The 19,456-nt window shown below is 66.8% G+C and carries 20 protein-coding genes; 10 read left to right on the top strand and 10 right to left on the bottom strand.

What is annotated here, in order from left to right:
- Positions 1-12 precede the first annotated feature (12 nt).
- The gene (locus tag DBV14_RS17200; RefSeq protein ID WP_124460376.1) at positions 13-315 is read left to right on the top strand and encodes a DUF6587 family protein; all 303 of its coding nucleotides are present in this window, start codon (positions 13-15) and stop codon (positions 313-315) included.
- A gap of 5 nt (positions 316-320) precedes the next feature.
- Complete coding sequence (locus DBV14_RS17195) at positions 321-1,505, top strand: FAD-dependent monooxygenase (RefSeq protein WP_124460375.1); 1,185 nt, start codon at positions 321-323, stop codon at positions 1,503-1,505.
- Between the two features lie 58 nt (positions 1,506-1,563).
- Here the strand turns inward: DBV14_RS17195 and DBV14_RS17190 are convergent, their stop codons facing one another.
- From DBV14_RS17190 to DBV14_RS17155, 8 genes are all read right to left on the bottom strand, one after another.
- Positions 1,564-2,814, bottom strand: coding sequence for an SMI1/KNR4 family protein (locus DBV14_RS17190; protein ID WP_124460374.1), 1,251 nt, complete (start codon positions 2,812-2,814; stop codon positions 1,564-1,566).
- An 81-nt stretch (positions 2,815-2,895) separates the two neighbouring features.
- Positions 2,896-4,272 (bottom strand): reverse transcriptase family protein, encoded by a 1,377-nt coding sequence (locus DBV14_RS17185; protein WP_124460373.1) that lies wholly within the window; start codon positions 4,270-4,272, stop codon positions 2,896-2,898.
- A 252-nt stretch (positions 4,273-4,524) separates the two neighbouring features.
- Entirely contained in the window at positions 4,525-5,385 is an 861-nt protein-coding gene (gene kynA, locus DBV14_RS17180; protein ID WP_124460372.1) for a tryptophan 2,3-dioxygenase, read from the bottom strand.
- Positions 5,382-6,668 (bottom strand): kynureninase, encoded by a 1,287-nt coding sequence (gene kynU / locus DBV14_RS17175; RefSeq protein WP_124460371.1) that lies wholly within the window; start codon positions 6,666-6,668, stop codon positions 5,382-5,384. Before kynU ends, kynA begins: the two co-directional genes overlap by 4 nt.
- A gap of 10 nt (positions 6,669-6,678) precedes the next feature.
- On the bottom strand, positions 6,679-7,329 hold the full coding sequence (kynB, locus tag DBV14_RS17170) for an arylformamidase (protein ID WP_124460370.1): 651 nt from the start codon (positions 7,327-7,329) through the stop codon (positions 6,679-6,681).
- Positions 7,330-7,403: 74 nt separating this feature from the next.
- Positions 7,404-7,709 (bottom strand): YkgJ family cysteine cluster protein, encoded by a 306-nt coding sequence (locus DBV14_RS17165; RefSeq protein WP_124460369.1) that lies wholly within the window; start codon positions 7,707-7,709, stop codon positions 7,404-7,406.
- A gap of 29 nt (positions 7,710-7,738) precedes the next feature.
- On the bottom strand, positions 7,739-8,674 hold the full coding sequence (gene argF, locus DBV14_RS17160) for an ornithine carbamoyltransferase (protein ID WP_124460368.1): 936 nt from the start codon (positions 8,672-8,674) through the stop codon (positions 7,739-7,741).
- Positions 8,671-9,879, bottom strand: a complete 1,209-nt coding sequence (locus DBV14_RS17155) for an aspartate aminotransferase family protein (RefSeq protein ID WP_124460367.1) — start codon at positions 9,877-9,879, stop codon at positions 8,671-8,673. The genes argF and DBV14_RS17155 overlap by 4 nt, the downstream gene beginning before the upstream one ends.
- 162 nt (positions 9,880-10,041) lie before the next feature.
- On the opposite strand from DBV14_RS17155, the gene DBV14_RS17150 reads away from it, so the two are divergent.
- Complete coding sequence (locus DBV14_RS17150; protein ID WP_124460366.1) at positions 10,042-10,398, top strand: DUF3579 domain-containing protein; 357 nt, start codon at positions 10,042-10,044, stop codon at positions 10,396-10,398.
- Between the two features lie 42 nt (positions 10,399-10,440).
- On the opposite strand, the gene DBV14_RS17145 is transcribed toward DBV14_RS17150, so the two are convergent.
- Together DBV14_RS17145 and rpsT are read right to left on the bottom strand one after the other, a co-directional pair.
- A complete protein-coding gene (locus DBV14_RS17145) occupies positions 10,441-11,544 on the bottom strand; it encodes a hypothetical protein (RefSeq protein ID WP_124460365.1) in 1,104 nt (367 codons plus the stop codon).
- A gap of 379 nt (positions 11,545-11,923) precedes the next feature.
- A complete protein-coding gene (gene rpsT / locus DBV14_RS17140; protein WP_007831346.1) occupies positions 11,924-12,238 on the bottom strand; it encodes a 30S ribosomal protein S20 in 315 nt (104 codons plus the stop codon).
- Positions 12,239-12,356: 118 nt separating this feature from the next.
- Here rpsT and murJ point away from each other — a divergent pair, with 118 nt between their 5' ends.
- The 7 genes from murJ to DBV14_RS17105 all read left to right on the top strand — a co-directional run bounded on the left by murJ (position 12,357) and on the right by DBV14_RS17105 (position 19,281).
- Positions 12,357-13,910 carry a murein biosynthesis integral membrane protein MurJ gene (murJ, locus tag DBV14_RS17135; protein WP_124460364.1) on the top strand — a complete coding sequence of 518 codons (1,554 nt, stop codon included), beginning with the start codon at positions 12,357-12,359 and terminating at the stop codon, positions 13,908-13,910.
- A gap of 61 nt (positions 13,911-13,971) precedes the next feature.
- A complete protein-coding gene (locus DBV14_RS17130; RefSeq protein ID WP_124460363.1) occupies positions 13,972-14,823 on the top strand; it encodes a SirB1 family protein in 852 nt (283 codons plus the stop codon).
- Positions 14,823-15,251 (top strand): VOC family protein, encoded by a 429-nt coding sequence (locus tag DBV14_RS17125; protein ID WP_124460362.1) that lies wholly within the window; start codon positions 14,823-14,825, stop codon positions 15,249-15,251. Before DBV14_RS17130 ends, DBV14_RS17125 begins: the two co-directional genes overlap by 1 nt.
- Before the next feature lie 158 nt (positions 15,252-15,409).
- Positions 15,410-15,832, top strand: coding sequence for a YciI family protein (locus DBV14_RS17120; RefSeq protein ID WP_124460361.1), 423 nt, complete (start codon positions 15,410-15,412; stop codon positions 15,830-15,832).
- A gap of 35 nt (positions 15,833-15,867) precedes the next feature.
- On the top strand, positions 15,868-16,323 hold the full coding sequence (locus tag DBV14_RS17115; protein ID WP_124460360.1) for a YciI family protein: 456 nt from the start codon (positions 15,868-15,870) through the stop codon (positions 16,321-16,323).
- A complete protein-coding gene (locus tag DBV14_RS17110; RefSeq protein WP_124460386.1) occupies positions 16,320-17,618 on the top strand; it encodes an RNA polymerase sigma factor in 1,299 nt (432 codons plus the stop codon). The genes DBV14_RS17115 and DBV14_RS17110 overlap by 4 nt, the downstream gene beginning before the upstream one ends.
- Before the next feature lie 49 nt (positions 17,619-17,667).
- Entirely contained in the window at positions 17,668-19,281 is a 1,614-nt protein-coding gene (locus tag DBV14_RS17105) for a M14 family metallocarboxypeptidase (RefSeq protein WP_124460359.1), read from the top strand.
- Positions 19,282-19,456 lie beyond the last annotated feature (175 nt).

Raw genomic sequence — 19,456 nt, 5'->3', positions numbered from 1 at the left:
TTTGAAGAAGAAATGGCACAGCAACTGATCGTCGGATTGATCGTCGCGGCGGCCGCGTTCTACGCGGTCTGGCGCTGGATGCCCGCGGGCTGGCGGCGCAGCGCGGCGCACAAGCTCGCGGCCGGCACGCACCGCGCCGGGCTGGTCGACCAGCAACGCGCCGACCAACTGGCGGCCTCGCTCGCCAAGACCTCGGGCTGCGGCTCCTGCGATACCTGCGGAAGCTGCGCCCCCAAGACCCCCGTCAAACCGGAAGCCGACAACAAGGCCACGAGCCAGCCGCACAGCACGCTGTCGTCCACGAACAGCCTCTGAGACCGATGCCCGCGCACATCCTCGTCGCCGGGGGCGGCATCGGGGGGCTGGCCACGGCGCTGGCGCTTTCCCGCAACCGGCACCGGGCCGACGTTTTCGAGCAGGCCGCCGTCTTCGGCGAAATCGGTGCCGGCGTGCAGCTTGGCCCCAACGCCACGCGGCGCCTGCAGCAACTCGACCTGGGAAAGGGGCTCGCGGCCATCGCGGCGTGCCCCGATGCATTGGTGGTCCACAGCGCCGGCAGCGGTGCCGAGCTGGCCCGCCTGCCGCTCGGCGATGCAATGCAGCAGCGCTACGGCGCCCCTTATTTTTGCGTGCACCGCGCCGACCTGCATGGCCTGCTGCTCGACGCCGTGCGCGCGCGCGGCACCGGCACGCTGGTCACCGCCGCCCACATCGAACAGATCGAGACCAGCGACGACCTGGTGTGCGTGTCGAGCACCGACGCTCGCGCGTGGGAGGGCGAAGCGCTGGTGGGCGCCGATGGCTTGTGGAGCATGGCGCGGCAGCAGCTCGATTCCGTCTCGGCCGCGGCGCCGCCACGCGTGACCGGCCACACGGCCTGGCGTGCGCTGGTCGAGCAAGCGGCGTTGCCCGCGGCCTTGCGCCGTGCGCGGGTCGATGTGTGGCTCGGTCCGCAACTGCATGCGGTGGCCTACCCGGTGCGCGGTGGCGACTGGCTCAACGTGGTGGTCATCGCCGAATCGGCTCCGGCCGGCGATGCGCGCGACTGGGACCAGGCCAGCAGCATCGCCGCGCTGAAGCAGGCCATGGGCCGCAGCTGTGCCACGCTGCAGGCGCTGCTCGACGCCATGCCCGGCTGGCGCGCCTGGACGCTCAGCGATCGCGCACCCGTCGCCTCGGCCGCCGACATGGCGCACGAACGCGTCGCGTTGGTGGGCGATGCCGCGCACCCGATGGTTCCCTACCTTGCGCAAGGGGCGGGCATGGCCATCGAGGACGCACTGGCGCTGGCCGATGCACTCGGCAATGGCAGCGCCGCCGAAGTACCGGCCGCCTTCTCGCGCTATGCCGACGCGCGTTGGGCGCGCAATGCGCAGGTGCAGGCGCGGGCCCGGCGCAACGGCGAAATTTTCCACGCCACGGGCGCGGTGCGGCTGGGCCGCGACATGGCGATGCGCATGCTCGGCGCAAAGCTGCTCGACCAGCCTTGGTTGTACGGCGCTTGAACGGCGGTTGAGCCGCGGCTGAACGCGCCTGAACGCGCCTTTCGGCGCCCGGCGCTTCTCAGAGCCTGAAGGTCTGCAGGTGCTCGATGCGCTCGGCCAGCCCTTCCTGCCCCAGGTAGTGGCCGTGCCTGCCGTCGGCCATCTTCGCGAGCGTCGTCTCCAGCTCCAGCAGCATCGCATCGCGGTCCGCGACAAAGGCGGGCGGCACGTCGATGCCCGCCTTCGTACAGGCTTCCGCGATCAGGTGCGCGCTCGCAGGCGCGCCGCAGGCCGCGCACTTGACGATGGCCGCGACGTTCGGCTCCGCGCCATTGGCCAGCAGCGCGCTGGTGAGCTCGGGTGCGATCTGCCTGTCGATGTTGCGCAGCACGTCGGCCGCCACCGGTGCGCCCGCGCGCACCAGCGCCGCTGCGGCGGCAAAGGCGCCGTGCCCGACAGCGATGTCGGTCGCGAGCGCACTGCCTTGCACCGGCCCCTCGAAGCTCACGCCGGCGGCCGCGAGCTGCACGATCAGCTCCGCGTCGTCGGTGGCTATTGCATGGCGCAGCGCCACGCGCGCCAGCGCCGGCTGATGGCGCAGCGTGGCCTCGGCCAATGGCGTGCGCCAGTCGAGCACGGCGCGCGAATAGAAGGCGACCAGCTTGTCCATCAGGTCGAGGTCCAGGCCATGGTCCTGGTGCCGGTCGTCGAGGTATTCGAGCAGCGTCTGCCCCGAGAAATAGTCGCCCGCCGGCGCCAGCGGGTCTTCGTCGAGGTGCAGTGCCGCGAAGGCGCCGTGCAGGTCGGTCGCGATGGTGCTCACGCTGTCTTCGTGCAGCGCATGCGTCCAGGCCGGCGGCAGGCCTTTTTTCCAGGCGACGATGTGGCCGTGCTCGGCACCGGGCTCGACCACCGCGTAGATGCGGTCGGTGTACTCGAAGCCGCCGAAGGGCAGGTGCGTGAGCTTGCCGCTCCACGGCGTGCCACCTTCGTCGGCGGCGTCTTCGGCCAGTTCCTGCTCGTGCTCGATCCAGCCCTGCAGGTCGTGGTAGCCGTCGCTGCCATCCCAGAACAGCTCGTTCCAGCTGATTCCTTCGAGGTTGCCGTTCATATCGAGCGACAGGTCGTAGTCGAGCCGTCCGCCCGCCGTCTGCTGCCACAGCGCCACCAGTGCCTCGGGAAGGGAACCTTCGCACAGCGCCTGCACCGCATCGATCTGCTGTTGCGGCATTGGCGGCTGCGCGTCGAAGATCACGCGGTCGGCGAACAGCACGACGCCGTGTTCGCGCAGGGTGGAGAGCTCGTCGGGTGTGAACCGGATGTCGTTCATGGCAGTGGTCTCCGTTGTTTCCAAAATGTAGCGCTTTGCGCAGATGGAACAACCCATGCCACCCCTATTTCATGAGGGCGGTTAAGGGGCATGCGGCCATTCGATGCGGTCGAAGAGGCGCATCAGCCTGGCCTTGCGGGTCGGGCTGAACTGGCCGATCCACGCGATGTGGCCCAGCAGGTGGCCGCGAAAGTCGCTTGCCTGTGCGCGGTTCTCACCCGCGGGGCCGTGCACCGCGCAGCGATGCAGCACGGCCTTCAGCCGGTCGAAATCTTCACGCGGTGCATTGGCCTTGTCGTTGACCACCACGCCCGTCACGCGCTGCTGGCGGTGCCGCGGCATGCAGCGCACCTTGCGTGGATGCAGGGTGAAGCCTTCGTCGGCCGCGATGCCGTTCACCCAGGCACGCAACGCGGTGAACCGTGCGCGCAGCGATTCGGGCCCCGAGAACACCAGGTCGTCGGCATAGCGCGTGTAGGTCGCGCCGAACACCCATGCCAGGCCTTCGAGCCGCAGGTCGAGCCGGAAGGCGCAGAGGTTTGCCAGCGCGGGCGAGCAGGGCGAGCCTTGCGGCAGGTGCGGCGCGGCCAGCCGCTTGGCGCCCAGCCAGTCGAGCCCGCCGTCGTCGCGCAATCGTTCGATCACCGCGCTGTCGGTGCGGTGCGTGCACAGGGCCGTGAGGGCGCGCGCCACGCCCTCGGGGTAGCCCAGCGTGCGCCACGTCGCATGCACGCGCGACGCGCGAACGCTGGGGAAAAAATCGCTCAGGTCGAAGCCGATCACCACGTCCTTGCCCGCATGCGCCGCCGCATGGCTGGCGACCGAACGGCCTTGCACGAAGCCATGCGCGGCCTCGTGCACCGGCACATGCTGCAACAGGTCGTCGAGGATGCGGCGCTGCGCGCGCTTCAGGTCGGCCTTGGGAATTTCGAGCAGGCGCAGGCCGCCGAGCCGCTTGGGCTGCAGCTGGTAGCGGTAGTGAGAAGCGGGCCGTAGAACACTGGATGCATCGGGCTCGCGAAAGGCCTGCGCCGCCGACGTGAACCATGCGAGGCGCTCGGGTTCGAGTTCCAGCCACTGCGCGAGATCGGCCAGTATCGGAACCTTCGGCAAGGCGAAGTGGTCCAGGCCCATCGGCCGCGGCAGCATCTCGGCGGGCCGCAGGATGATGCGGCGAACGTGGGGCAGCGCGTCCTGCCCGAAGGCCAGGTCCAGCTCGGGCATGTCGTGGATCGCCTTCGCCAGCGCGGGCAGGTCGGTGCGCTGCCACGTGGCTCGCGAGCGCTTGCCGAGCGCTTCGGCCAGCGGCTTCAGCCATGGCGCATCGGCGCCCAGCGTCGCGGCGGCCCGTGCGCGCAGGGCGTCGGGCGCGGTGCCGCCGGGCTGCCTGGCATCGGCCAGCAAGGCGCGCGCGAGGCTGCGGGACAGCCATTCCCTGTAGCTCAATTCGCGCGTCATGAAGATGATGAGGCCGATCGATGAAGGTCGTGGTGGCAACCAGCCCTTCAACCAGCCGGTGATGCGCCAGCCGCGCTGCGCGCAAGCGCAGTCCCGCTTGCGCGCCGGAATGTGTAGCCATCCATCCACCGCGGGGTTACCCCGCGGCACAAGGTCAAGCGACGAATCGCATCACCCTGTCGAGTCTTGAAGTGCTGGTGCCGCGCGGATTGTAGGAGCCGTGGATGTCATCGGCATGCGCGGCCTTTCGCTCTACAGGTCTGTGCGCAGCTTCCAGATCTCCGGGAACAGCACCACGTCGAGCATCTTGCGCAGGTAGCTCACGCCGCCCGTGCCACCGGTGCCGCGCTTGAAGCCGATCACGCGTTCGACCGTGGTCACGTGGCGGAAGCGCCAGAGGCGGAAGGCGTCTTCGAGGTCGGTGAGCTTTTCGCCGAGCTGGTACAGGTCCCAGTGATCGTGCGGATTGCGGTAGACCACGAGCCACGCCGCCTCGACGCCATCGCGCGATTCATACGGCTGCGTCCAGTCGCGCTCCAGCCGGTCGGCTGGCACCGGCAGGCCGTGGCGCGCCAGCAGGCGCAGCGACTCGTCATACAGCGACGGCGCGCGGTAGGCCGCATCGACCTGCGCCAGCAGGTCGGCGCGGTGCGCGTGCGGCTTGAGCATGGCGGCATTCTTGTTGCCGAGCGCGAACTCGATGCAGCGGTATTGCGCGCTCTGGAAGCCGCTCGAATTGGCGAGGTAAGGCCGCATGGCCGTGTACTCGGGCGGCGTCATGGTCGACAGCACGGTCCATGCGCTGACCAGCTGTTCCATGATGCGGCTCACGCGCGCCAGCATCTTGAATGCATCGGCCAGTTTTTCTTCGGCGATGCAGTTCGTGGCGGCACGCAGCTCGTGCAGCATCAGCTTCATCCAGAGCTCGCTGGTCTGGTGCTGCACGATGAACAGCATCTCGTCGTGCGCGGGCGAAAGCGGATGCTGCGCATTGAGGATCTCGTCCAGGTGCAGGTAGTCGCCGTAGCTCATGGACGCGCTGAAATCCAGCTGCGCCTTTTCTTCGTGAACGATGTTCTCGGGTTTCTTCGCGGGGCTGCTGTCGGCGGTCATGTCACTGCGTTCTTGCGGTTGAATTCTGCGCGTCGCCACTCGCCGGTTTCGAGCACCTGCACCAGGTGTTCGACGGAGTTCCACACGTCCTCGAAGCCGATGTACAGCGGCGTGAAGCCGAAGCGCAGGATGTCCGGCATCTGCGAGTCGCCGGCGCGGTAGTCGCCGATGACGCCGCGCGCGATCAGCGCCTGCACGATGGCGTACGCCCCTTCATCACGGCTGAGGCACACCTGCGAGCCGCGTTGCGTGTGGTCACGCGGGGTGACGAGCGACAGGCCCTGGCCCTTGCAGCGTTCTTCGACCAGTGCGATGAACAGGTCGGTGAGCGCCAGCGACTTGGTGCGCAGCGCGGCCATGGCGCCTTGCCCGCCGTTGAGCGACTCGGCGGCGAGCACGGTGTCGATGCCGCATTCGAGCCCCGCCAACGCAATGATCGGTTGCGTGCCGCAAAGGTAGCGGCCGACGCCCGGCGCGGGCCGGTAGTGCGGCGTGAACTCGAAGGGCGCCGCATGGCCCCACCAGCCCGACAACGGCTGCTCGAACTGGCCCGCATGCTTCGTGTTGACCCACGCGAAGGCCGGTGCGCCGGGGCCGCCGTTCAGGTACTTGTAGCCGCAGCCGATGGCGTAGTCGGCGTTGCTGTCGTTCAGTGCCATCGGCACGGCGCCCGCGCTGTGCGCGAGGTCCCACACCGTGAGTGCGCCCACGGCATGCGCCGCGGCGGTAATGGCCTTCATGTCGTGCATGGCGCCGGTGCGGTAGTTGACGTGCGTGAGCATCAGCACGGCCACTTCGTTTGTCAGCACCGAGTCCGGGCCCTGCAGTTCGCTCGCGTCGATCAGCTTGAGCGTGAAGCCGCGTTCGCGGCACAGCGACTCGGCAATGTAGAGGTCGGTGGGAAAGTTGCTGCGCTCGCTGACCACCAGCTTGCGGCCGCTGTCCTTCTGCTGCGAGAGCGCCGCGAACAACACCTTGTAGAGGTTGACCGAGGTGCTGTCGGTGCACACCACTTCGCCGGGCGCGGCACCGATCAGGCGGGCCACCTTGTCGCCCAGGCGCTGCGGCAGGTCGAACCAGCTTGCGGTGTTCCACGAGCGGATGAGGCCTTCGCCCCATTCCTTCGCCACGACTTCGGCGATGCGCGCCGGTGCGGTCTTCGGCAGCACGCCGAGCGAGTTGCCGTCGAGGTAGAGCACGCCTTCGGGCAGGATGAATTGGTCGCGCAATGCGCGCAGCGGGTCTTGCGCGTCGAGCGCGCGGCAGTCAGCAAGGGTCGTCATGGTGGAGGTTTCAGCGAAGAAGTTCGCGCAGCACGGCGCGAACGGGGGAGGCATCGGCGCTGACCAGCTTGAGCGGCAGCGCGATGAGTTCGTAGTCGCCTTCGGGCACGTCGTCGAGCACGAGGTTCTCGAGCACGCGCAGGTCGAGGCGGCGAATGCGTTGGTGGCTTTCCAGCGTCTTGCTGTCGGCCGGGTCGATGCTGGCGGTGTCGATGCCGATGAGCTTCACGCCCATGGCCGCGAGGCGCTCGACGGTGGCCGGCGCATAGGCCGCGAGCTGCGGGTCCCAGCGGTCCACCGGCATGGCGGTGTAGGTGCGCACCAGCACGCGTTGCGGCAGGTGGCTGTCGACGGCGTGGGCAATGTGCTCCCACTCGATCAGCGGGCCCTTGTCGATGGCGTGGATCACGCGGCAGGGGCCCAGAAAGGGCGAGAGGTCGACATGGCCGATGGTCTGGCCATCGGGGTCGTAGTGCAGTGGCGCATCGGCGTGCGCGCCGACGTGGGGCGAAAGCTTGATCTCGCTGACGTTCACCGGGCAGCCCGGCGAAATGGTCGCGGCCCAGCGCTGCTGGTAGGGCGTGTCGCCGGGAAATACCGGCGCGCCTTCATGCACGGGGGGCGAAATGTCCCAGATGCGTTGCTGATGTGATGGAGCCATGGCGCGAAGTTAGCGCCGGGCGAGGGGTCGTGGTGTCGGTTATTTCCAACACCGTGCGTGACCAGATGAACCGCTCAGTGCAGCGCCGGCAATCCGTGCCGCGCCCGGGCCCGCTCGCAGGCGTCGCTGCCCGACTGCAGCTCGTGGCAGGGGTTGGGGCGCCATTCGTAGATGCCGCAGCTCACGGCCTGGCCGATCTTGCCGGTGAGGGCGGCGCAGCGCATCGGCGTGTGGTCGGTGCCGCGCATGCGGCACAGGGCGTCGCTCACCTCGACCGCGAGGCCGGACGGCACCTTGCCGCCGTTGTCGTCGAGCTCATGCACGCTGAAGTCGACGCGGTAGCTGGCGCAGCAGGCGCCGCATTGCTGGCAATGGGACATGCGGCCGCGCCTTTCTCGTCTTCAGATGCTCAGAGCTTGCCGAGGAGCAGGAACTCCATCAGCGCCTTCTGGGCGTGCAGCCGGTTCTCGGCTTCGTCCCACACCACCGACTGCGGGCCGTCGATGACTTCGGCCTGCACTTCTTCGCCCCGGTGCGCGGGCAGGCAGTGCATGAAAAGGGCGCCGGGCTGGGCCACGCGCATCATGTCTTCGTCGACGCACCAGTCGGCAAAGGCCTTGCGGCGGGCCTCGTTCTCGGCCTCGTAGCCCATGCTGGTCCAGACGTCGGTGGTGACGAGGTCGGCGCCGCGGCAGGCTTCCATCGGGTCCTTGAAGACCTTGTAGCTGTCGCCCGAGCGGATGCCCGCGATCGACTGGTCGACCTCGTAGCCGCTGGGCGTGCTCACGTGCACCGTGAAGCCCAAAATTTCGGCCGCCTGCAGCCAGGTGTTGGCCATGTTGTTGCCGTCGCCCACCCAGGCCACCGTCTTGCCCTGGATGGAGCCGCGGTGCTCGATGTACGTGAAGATGTCCGCCAGGATCTGGCAGGGGTGGAACTCGTTGGTCAGGCCGTTGATGACGGGCACGCGCGAGTGCGCGGCGAAGTTGTCGATCTTGGTCTGCTCGTAGGTGCGGATCATCACGATGTCGACCATGCGGCTGATGACCTTGGCGCTGTCCTCGATGGGCTCGGCGCGGCCCAGCTGGCTGTCGCCCGTGGTCAGGTGCACCACGCTGCCGCCCAGCTGGTACATGCCCGCCTCGAAGCTCACGCGGGTGCGCGTGCTGGCCTTCTCGAAGATCATCGCCAGCGTGCGGTCGACCAGCGGCTGGTGCTTTTCGTAGGTCTTGAACTTCTTCTTGATGATCGCCATGCGATCGAAGAGGTACGTGTATTCGTCGGCCGAAAGGTCCGCGAACTGCAGGTAGTGGCGAATGGCTGCGGGCGTCGTGGCGGTCGTCATTTCGCGGCAGGCTCCGAAAGGAATGCTTTGACGATGGGCGCCAGGATGGCGACGATTTCGTCGGCCTCGGCAATGCTCAGGATGAGCGGCGGCACGAGGCGGATCACCTTGTCGGCCGTCACGCTCAGCAGCAGGCCGGCGTCGCAGGCGCGGTTCAGGATCACGCCGCAGGGACGGTCGAGCTCGATGCCCAGCATCAGGCCCTGGCCGCGGATTTCCTTCACGCCGGGCAGGCCGCCGATTTCGCGCTCCAGCGCCGCCTTCAGGTGGGCGCCCACGGTGGCGGCGTTCTCGAGCAGCTTCTGCTCTTCCATGATGCGGATGGTCTCGACACCGGCGCGCATGGCCAGCGGGTTGCCGCCGAAGGTGGTGCCGTGGTTGCCGGGGCCAAAGATGTTGGCGGCCTTGGGGCCGGCCACCACGGCGCCGATCGGCACGCCGGAGCCCAGGCCCTTGGCCAGCGGCATCACGTCAGGCTTGATGCCCGCCCACTGGTGGGCGAACCACTTGCCGGTGCGGCCCATGCCGCACTGCACTTCGTCGATCATCATGAGCCAGTCGCGCTCGTCGCACAGCGCGCGCACCTGCTTGAGGTAGTCGACGCGCATCGGGTTGATGCCGCCTTCGCCCTGGATGGTCTCGAAGAACACGGCCACCACATTCGGGTTGCCTTCGGTGGCCTTCTTGAGCGCTTCGATGTCGTTCAGCGGCACGCGGATGAAGCCCTCGACCAGCGGGCCGAAGCCGGCCTGCACCTTGGGGTTGCCGGTGGCCGACAGGGTGGCGATGCTGCGGCCGTGGAAGGCGGCTTCATAGACCACGATTTCGGGGCGCTCGATGCCCTTGTCGTGGCCGTACTTGCGGGCCAGCTTCAGGGCGGCTTCATTGGCTTCCAGGCCGGTGCAGCAGAAGAATGCGTTGGTCAGGCCCGACAGCTCGGTCAGCTTGGCGGCCAGCTGTTCCTGGCCGGTCACGTGGTAGTAGTTGGAGCTGTGGATAAGCTTGGTCAGCTGGTCTTGCAGCGCGGGCACCAGCTCGGGGTGGTTGTGGCCCAGCGTGTTGACGGCAATGCCGCCCAGGCCGTCGATGTAGGCCTTGCCCGTGGTGTCCCAGACTCGGCAGCCCTGGCCGTGCGACAGTGCGATCGGCAGGCGACCGTAGGTGTTCATGACGTGGGGCGAGGTGGGCTGGGCGGTAGCGCTCATTCGGGGTTCTCCAGATAGGGAACGCGGATTCTAGGCGTGCAGTTTGACTGCTTCGTTGAGGATTCCGCATTACAGCAATGCCCCCCGTTCAGGATGCAAAAAGTGGCGCGGATAGAATCGCTTGCTGCACCGCAGCACCTGCTTCGGACGCCGCATTCAACGATGATTTCCCCCACTGCCAAAGAAATCTTCATCCAGGGCATCACCCACGATGGACGCACTTTTCGCCCCAGCGACTGGGCCGAACGCCTTGCCGGCGTGATGTGCTCTTTTCGCCCCGGCGGCGCCTATCCGGGCAGCCACCTGAGCTATTCGCCCTGGTGTGTTCCCACCACCCTCAACGGCGTGAAGTGCGTCGTGGTGAACCGCGCCCTGCGCGACGCCGAGCCCATGGCCTGGGACTTCTGCGTCAACTTCGCCCGGGACAACGACCTGCAGGTGGTCGAGGCCTGCCTGGTGCCCGACGCGCCACCTCCGGCTGGCGTACCCAGCACTTCGCTCCCACCCGAAAAGGCCTGACTGACAGGCCTTTTTCTTTGGCTGCGAAACGCAAAATTGAATTCAGTTTTTTGTCCTGCGGAATGCAATTCGGTGGGTTATTGTTATCTCGGGAAGTGATTGATCCACCGTAAAGTCTGGGTAGATTGATGGGTTGGGGTTGAATTCTAATTTTTCGTCAAAATCGGACGAGAATTGCTTTGAATAAATGGTCAGCTGCTTTGCAGGTTGATTTCCGATATAGCCGTTCAAATCGACTTTTATCGTTGTTTCTGCTATTGCTTCCCATCCCTTGGGGGCATTTTGGGGGAGACTTGATCCGATGAATCGATAACTTATCTTGCGACGTGTCAGAGGATCGTCGGGTCCAGGGTAAAAACTTCCGGGGCCAGAAAAGTTGTACCGAACAAAACTGTTCCCGCTCTTGCCGATGGGAATTCGTGCAATGGACGGGCCATCTGTACCAAGTACATAGCTCAGCCTTATGGGCACAGCTGGGGTATCAGCAGGAAAATCCCCCCCGACACCCCTGACATAAGCCGGATAGCCAGTAAATGGCCCACGTTTATTTTCCGGGCTTATTTGAATGCGGCCGGATGTACTCCCTGTGACCTGAAAATCCGCTGCAGGATCATAGGAGTAGCAAGTCTTGAATATGTCGGATGGAAAGTCTCCAAAGCCGGCGAGACCCTCGGATATTTGGAAGCTGCAACCGCTGGATGGAGAGGTCACTTCATCTCTGTTAGTGGTCTGGAAATCCGTCGTCTCAATGAGGGCGAACTTCAGGACTGGGCCAGCAAAGGCCGGGGCAACAGGAGTAATGGTGAGATACGCGGGCGCGCTGTCTTTTTCACCATCATTCACCACCAGTCGGACAACATAATCGCCGGCCTCGTCCAAAAGAAAACGGGGCTTGGCGCTGGTCGATTCCAGAAGGGATGCATTGCTGGAGAGAGGCTTGGACTGAAGAAACCAGGAGTACGTGACTGGCTTGCCTGTGCCGGACGTGCTCCCACTGCCGTCCAGCGTGAGAATATTGCCGAGGGTGCTGTCGGTTGACTTCGCAATTGCTGCTGAAAGCCTCTCTTGAGGTCTCGTACCGAAATCTACGACTCCGCCGCCAAACCCGCCGCCGCCCCCGCCTCCACCGCACGCGCAGATGAGCATGACTGTCGAAACTGCGAGCGTCCTTCGGACTCCTTGAAACATTCCGCATCCCCCAAGTAATAGAAAATCGAGTGCAAATCGAGGGAATACCCTTGTAAATTGGCGCCCGTTACAAGCGGAAGTGTAAATGTTGTTCAGGTTGTAGTCAGAAATCAGACCCGGGAGTACCAGTGGTTCCGCGCAGAGCTTTTGGGTGTGCCGAAGGGAAATCGATTGATCGCATTGCATCGAGCAGCACGTAAAACCTGGCCGAGCATTCATATCGAATACCGAGCGCCCATGAAAAAACCGCCCGAAGGCGGTTTTTTACACTTTGCTGCAGCGCACCCCGATCAAACGGCGGACTGGAGAATTCCGGTCCGGGCTTGCCTGACTGGTGTCAGGCGGCGGCCTTTTCAGGCGCGAGGGCGAGGGCCTTGACCTTGGCCGACAGGCGGCTCTTGTCGCGGGCTGCCTTGTTCTTGTGGAAGATGCCCTTGTCGGCGACGGTGTCGACGATGCTCTGGGCCTTCGCGAACAGTTCGCTTGCCTTGGTCTTGTCGCCAGCCAGAACAGCCTTTTCGACGTTCTTGACCGCGGTACGGTATTTGGAGCGCAGCGAGGTGTTCGCAGCGTTGAGCTTGGTGTCCTGGCGGACGCGCTTACGGCCGGAGGCGAGGCGCGGGTTCTTCTTCTTGGGCTTGGCGGATGCCATATTTAGTGTTCCTTAGGTGTCTGAGGATGATGCAGCAAAGCCCTCCATTATAGGCCGGGTTCCGGTTTTCGCCGAATCCGCCCGTTTCGGCGCCTTTTCGGGCCCTACACTCGCCCCCGTGTCCCTGCTCAAATCCGCCTCCACCGTCTCCCTGCTGACCCTCGCATCGCGGATCACGGGCCTTGTGCGCGACGTGCTGTTTGCCTCGGTTTTCGGCGTCAGCGCGCTGACCGACGCCTTCAACGTCGCATTTCGCATCCCGAACCTGTTTCGGCGGGTTTTCGGCGAAGGCGCCTTCAGCCAGGCGTTCGTGCCGGTGCTGGCCGGGCGCAAGACCGAGGCCGGCGAAGAGGGCGCCCGCCAGCTGATAGACCACGTCGCCACGCTGCTGACCTGGACGCTGGTGGTGGTGTGCGTGGTGGGCGTGGTGGCGGCGCCGCTGATGGTCTGGGCCATGGCGAGCGGGCTGGCGGGCTTCGATGCGGCGGTCGTCATGACGCGCTGGATGTTCCCGTACATCGGCTTCATGTCGCTGGTGGCGCTGGCCGGCGGCATTCTCAATACGTGGCGCAAGTTCGCGGTGCCGGCGGCGTCGCCGGTGCTGCTGAACATCGCGCTCATCCTGTCGATCGTGGTCGGCGCGCCGCTGTTCCGCAAGTACGGCATCGAGCCGATCTATGCGCAATGCATGGGCGTGCTGCTGGGCGGCGTGCTGCAGCTGGCGCTGCAGATACCGGCGCTGCGCGCGCTGGGCCTGATGCCGCGCGTGGGCGCGAGCTTCAAGGCGCTGGGCGCGGCCTGGAAAGATCCGACCACGCGCAAGGTCATGAAGCTCATGCTGCCCGCTTTGCTGGGCGTGAGCGTGGCGCAGATCTCGCTGCTCATCAACACGCAGATCGCCTCGCACCTGGCAACCGGCAGCGTGACCTGGGTCACCAATGCCGACCGCCTGATGGAGTTCCCCACCGCCATGCTCGGCGTGGCGCTCGGCGTGGTGCTGATGCCGCAACTGGCCGGCGCCCGTGCCGCCAAGGACGATGCGCGCTATTCGTCGTTGCTCGACTGGGGCCTGCGCCTGGTGGTGCTGCTCTCGGCGCCGTGCGCCGTGGCGCTGCTGCTCTTCGCAAAGCCGCTGGTGGCAGTGCTGTTCCACAACGGCGCCTACACCGGCGAAGACGTGCAGCGCACCACCCTGGCACTGATGGGCTATGGCGTGGGGCTCGTCGGCATCGTGGCCATCAAGGTGCTCGCGCCCGGCTACTACGCCAAGCAAGACACGCGCACGCCGATGCTGATTGCCGTGGGCGTGCTCATCTTCACCCAGGTGCTCAACTTCTTCCTGGTGCCGGTGCTGCAGCACGCGGCGCTGACCCTGACCATTGCCATCGGCGCACTCGTCAACGCGATCTGGCTGTTGGTCGGCCTCATCCGCCGCGGCAGCTACAAGCCCGAACCCGGCTGGGGGAAGTTCGCGCTGCAGGTGCTGGCCGGCACGCTGGTGCTGGCGGCCCTGCTGGTGTGGGGCGCGCGCTACTTCGACTGGATCGGCCTGCGCGACCAGCGCCTGTACCGCATCGGCCTGCTCGCCGCGCTCATTGCCGGCTCCGCGCTGCTCTATTTCGCCGTACTGGCCGCCGTGGGCGTGCGTCCACGAAGTTTCATGCGCCGCTGAGGCTTTGGCGAGCCGGAAAACACGGCCTTGACGCTCCCTGCGGGCTCCTCTACAAAGACACATGACGTTCAGCTTTCAGGTTCCTACCGCACTGGAATATTTCGAATCGCTCGTCCGCAGCGACGATCAATTTCCGCTGCTCGAAGCTGCCGCCAGCCTCGCGCAGGACGAGTACCCCGAGCTCGACGTGCAGCAGGTGCTGGGCGATGTCGACCAGCTCCTTGCGCGCCTCAAGCGCCGCCTGCCGGCCGATGCAGCGCCGCTGGCCCGGCTGCGCGCGCTCAACCAGTTCTTCTTCAACGACCTGAACTTCGGCGGCAACGTCAACGACTACTACGACCCCGACAACAGCTACCTGAACGCCGTGCTGCGCACCCGCCGCGGCATTCCGATCTCGCTGGCGGTGCTGTGGATGGAGTTGGCGCAAGGCCTGGGCCTGCAGGCACGCGGCATCGGTTTTCCGGGCCACTTCATGCTCAAGGTGACGCTGCCCAAGGGCCAGGTGGTGATCGACCCGTTCACCGGCAAGTCGCTGTCGCGCGAAGAGCTTGGCGAACGGCTGGAGCCCTACAAGCGCAGCAACGGCCTGGTCGGCGATTTCGACGTGCCGCTGGGCCTGTACCTGCAGCCCGCCAATTCGCGCGAGATCATTGCGCGCATGCTGCGCAACCTGAAGGAAGTGCACCACGCGCAGGAAGACTGGCAGCGCGTCATTGCCGTGCAAGACCGGCTGATCGCGCTGCTGCCCGCCGCCTGGGGCGAGTACCGCGACCGCGGCGTCGCGCATGCGGAGCAGGGCAACTACGCGCTGGCGGTGCGCGACCTCGAAACCTACCTGACGAACGCCGAGGACGCACTCGACATCGACGTGATCGCCGAGCGTGTCGCCGTCTTGCGCCGAATGGCCAACTGATGACCACCCAGGCCGGCGTGAGCCCGGCACCCGACCTCGGCACCTTGCATGAATTCCACGGCGTGCAGCCGGTGCTGCCGGTGTCGGACGTGTCGCGCGCCGCGCGCTGGTTTTGCGACGTGCTGGGGTTCGAGCTCGACTTCATCGCCGGCGAGCCGCCCAGCTATGCGCGCGTGAAGAAGGGCGACCGCAGCTATGGCGACCCGGTCTACCTGCGCCTGTGGCAATGCAACATGCGCGAAGCCAGGCCGTGGCGCGGCGAAATCGTGATCCACGTGGGCAAGGACATCGATGGCCTGCATGCCGCCTACGTGAAGCGCGGCGTGAACGTGATCGAGCCGCCGGCGTCCCAGCCCTGGGGCCTGCGCGAATTCGCGATCCGCGAGCCCGATGGCCATGTGCTGCGCTTCTGCGGCTACCTGCCGTGAGCGCCGTCTCGGCTGCGGCCGGGAGGATTTGAAACGCAAAATTACAAATAGACCGGCGTGATCGTGTCGATCCGCCTTCCGCTCGCGCGACGTGTGAACAGGAGCGCGCAGTTTTTCAGCGGCTCCAGCCACCCCTCACAACCTTCAGGAGAAACGACATGCGATTCATGATTCTGGTCAAGGCCAACAAGGATTCCGAAGCCGGCGTGATGCCCAGCACCGAGATCCTCACCGAGATGGGCAAGTTCAACGAAGAGCTGGTCAAGGCCGGCGTGCTGCTGGCGGGCGAAGGGCTGCATCCGTCGTCCAGGGGCGCGCGCGTGCGCTGCGAAGGCCACAAGCGCACCGTGATCGACGGCCCCTTCGCCGAGACCAAGGAACTGCTGGCCGGCTTCTGGCTGCTGCAGGTCAAGTCGAAGGAAGAAGCCATCGAGTGGATCAAGCGCAGTCCGTTCCAGGAGGGCGAGATCGAGATCCGCCAGGTGTTCGAGGCCACCGACTTCGGCGATTCGATGACGCCCGAGCTGCTGGCCCAGGAAGACCGCCTGCGCGCCGAGTCCGCTGCAAGGCAGGGCCGCTGAGGCCGTCGGCAAAGCGCAAGCAAGGAGACACCGCCATGCGATTCATGCTGCTGATGATTCCCCACGGCTACGAGAGCGCCGCGCCGGGCACCATGCCCGAAGACCTCGATGCGATGACCGCGATGATGGCCTACAACGAGTCCCTGCAGAAAGCCGGCGTGCTGGTCAGCTGCGAGGGCCTGCATCCGCCTTCGATGGGCGCGCGCGTGAGCTTCAAGGGCCGCAAGCCGAAGATCGTCGACGGGCCGTTTGCCGAAGCCAAGGAAGTGCTGGGCGGCTTCTGGCTCATCGACGTGGCCTCGCGCGCCGAAGCCATCGAATGGGCCGCCCGCTGCCCCGGCGGCGACAACGAGGTAATCGAGGTCCGCCAGGTGCAGGAGCTCGAAGACTTTCCGGCCGACCTGCAGGCCGTGGCGGGCAGCTTTCCCTCGATGCAGACCGCGCCGCCCGAGCCGTCCGAACCATCCGAAGGCCAGAAAAAGAAGGGCTGAGCCGCGTGGCGACCAGCGATGCCCGCGCCATCCATCGCGCGATCGAGGCGGTCTGGCGGATCGAGTCCGCGAAGATCATCGCCACGGTTGCGCGCATGGTGCGCGACGTCGGCCTGGCCGAAGAACTGGCGCAGGACGCGCTGGTTTCCGCCCTGGAGCAATGGCCTGGAGACGGCGTGCCCGACAACCCGGCCGCCTGGCTTACGCAGGTGGCCAAGCACCGCGCGCTCGACCGCCTGCGCCACGGCCAGTTGGCCGGCCGAAAGGCGCCCGAGATCGGCCGCGAACTCGACGCCCAGCACGAAATGGCGCAAGCCGACTTTGCCGAAGCCGTCGATGCCGCGCTCGATGACGACATCGGCGACGACCTGCTGCGCCTGGTGTTCACCGCCTGCCACCCGGTGCTGTCGACCGAGGCACGTGTCGCGCTCACGCTGCGGCTGATGGGCGGCCTGACCACCGACGAGATCGCCCGTGCCTTCCTGGTGCCCGAAGCCACGGTGGCGCAGCGCATCGTGCGCGCCAAGCGCACGCTGGCCGAGGCGCGTGTGCCCTTCGAAGTGCCGCGACGGCACGAGCTCGAAGCGCGGCTCGCCTCGGTGCTCGAAGTGCTCTACCTGATCTTCAACGAGGGCTACGCCGCAACCGCCGGCGACGACTGGATGCGCCCCGCGCTGTGCGACGAGGCCATGCGGCTGGGCCGCATCGTGGCCGAGTTGGTGCCCGGCGAATCCGAGGTGCATGGGCTGGTGGCGTTGATGGAAATCCAGGCCTCCCGCACCGCCGCGCGCGTGGGCGCCTCGGGCGAGCCCGTGCTGCTGCTCGAACAGAACCGCGCGCGCTGGGACCCGCTGCTGATCCGCCGTGGCCTTGCGGCGCTCGCACGGGCCGAGTCGCTCGGCGGCGCCTTCGGCCCCTATGCGCTGCAGGCCGCCATTGCCGCCTGCCACGCCCGCGCGCGCACCGCCGACGCCACCGACTGGCCACGCATTGCCGCGCTGTACGACGCGCTGGCCGAGCTGTCGCCGTCGCCCATCGTCGAGCTGAACCGTGCAGTCGCGCTGTCGATGGCCTTCGGGCCGGCCGCCGGGCTGGAGGTGGTGGACGCGCTCGTGGGCGAGCCCGCGTTGCAGGGCTACCACCTGCTGCCGACCGTGCGCGGCGACCTGCTCTTCAAGCTCGGCCGGCTCGACGAGGCACGCAAGGAATTCGATCGCGCCGCCTCGCTCACCCGCAACACGCGCGAGCGCGCACTGCTGCTGGCGCGCGCCCGAGCCTGCACCACTCCGAGCTGAACGGCAGCTGAAGCCGGGGTGGCCCGCGCGAGGAGAAAATGCGCGTCATATGCGCCGCATCCTTTCTCCTCGTTTCCTGAGCATCTTCGGCTTGGCTTTGCTGTCGTCGGCCGTGCCGGCCCAGGCCCAGTTCGACTCCTCCAAGGTGTGGGTCGAGCCGCCCACCATTGCGGCGCGCTTCCCCGATCCGCCGGTGAGCTATGCCACGCCGGGCTTTCGCGCCGGGCGCACGGACTTTGCGTCGCACGCCGAGCTATTGGCCTTTCTCGACGACCTGGCGCGCCAGTCGCCGAACGTGCGCGTCGAGCGCCTGGGCCTGTCGCAGGAGGGGCGCGAGATGCCGCTGGTGCTGCTGGCCGAGCAGGGCCGCATCGACCCGGCGCGGCCCACGGTGATGGTGATCGGCCAGCAGCACGGCAACGAGCCGGCCGGCGGCGAAGCGGTGCTGGCGCTGGCCCAGCAGTTCGCCAGCGGGCCGGGCGCGGCGCTGCTGCAGAAGGTCAACCTGGTGCTGGTGCCGCGCGGCAACCCCGACGGCGCGGAGCATTTCACCCGCGTCACCGCCAACGGCATCGACGTGAACCGCGACCACCTGTTGCTGCGCACGCCCGAGGCGCGCCTGATCGCGGTCGCCACCCTGCGCTTTCGGCCGCAGGTGGTGCTCGACCTGCACGAGTTCACCGTGGGCGGCCGCTGGATCGACAAGTTCGGCGCGGTCATGAAGTACGACGGCCTGCTGCAGCCCGCCACCGTCGGCAACCTCGACGCGGCCATCGCCGCGAGCGCGCAGCGCGACTACATCGATGCCATCCAGGCCGCGTTCACGCAGGCGGGGTTGCAGGGCTTCAAGTACCACACCACGTCCGGCGGCAAGGCCGCCACCGATCGCACCGTGTCGATGGGCGGCGTGCAGCCCGACACCGGCCGCAACGTGAGCGGACTGCACCAGTCCGTGAGCCTTCTGCTGGAGGTGCGCGGCGTGGGGCTGGGCCGCGCGCACTTTGCGCGCCGCGTGCACACGCAGGTGCTGGCGGCCACCACGGTCATCGAGACGGCGGCGCGCCAGGGCCCGGCGTTGATGCAGCTCACTGCGCAGGCCGGCCAGCGCGCGAAGGCCGAGGCGTGTCATGGCGACGTGGTGGTCGAGGCATGGCAGACGACGACGCGGCAACGCCTGGATTTTCTCGATGCGAAGAGCGGTGAAGAAAAAGCGGTCGAGGTCGAGTGGCGCGCCGCCGAGCCGTTGAAGATCGCCAATGCGCGTCCGCGCCCGTGCGGCTACCTGCTGGCGGCCAGTGAAACGACGGCGGTGCAGCGTCTGCAGATGCTGGGCGTGCGTGTGGAGCGCATCGACAACGCGGCGCCCTGGCAGGTGGAGCGCTACGAAATCCTGTCGCAGACGGACGGCCAGCGCCAGGACGCACGCGGTGCGATCGAAGACGGCGAAGCGATTCGTGCGTATCGCGTTCGCCCGCGCACGGGTCGCGCGGTGGTGCCGCCGGGCAGTTTCTATGTGTCGCTGGCGCAGCCGTTGTCGCCGTTGGTCAGCGCGGCGCTGGAGCCCGATTCGCAGAACAGCTATGCGGCCAACCGGTTGCTGGAGATCGGGAACGACAAGCTGTTGCGCGTGCCTGGGCCTGCGCCTGCGGGTGTCTGGCACTGAGGTCGCTGTGTCGCGTCTCGTCTCGTCTCGTTGCTGGGGTGTCGTGACGCTGCAGTCCTTCAGGGCGACGCCCACGCCGACGGCGTACTCTGCTCCGCGAATGTCCCCCGCTTCGCTCCTCCTTTATTTCGCTGCGCAGAGCACACCATCGACGTGAGCGACCCAGAGCACTGGT

This window comes from Variovorax sp. KBW07 (genome assembly GCF_003852515.1).
Taxonomy (GTDB): Bacteria; Pseudomonadota; Gammaproteobacteria; order Burkholderiales; family Burkholderiaceae_C; genus Variovorax.
Note: the sequence above shows the minus strand (reverse complement) of the source record. Positions and strands in the feature narration are given on the sequence as shown.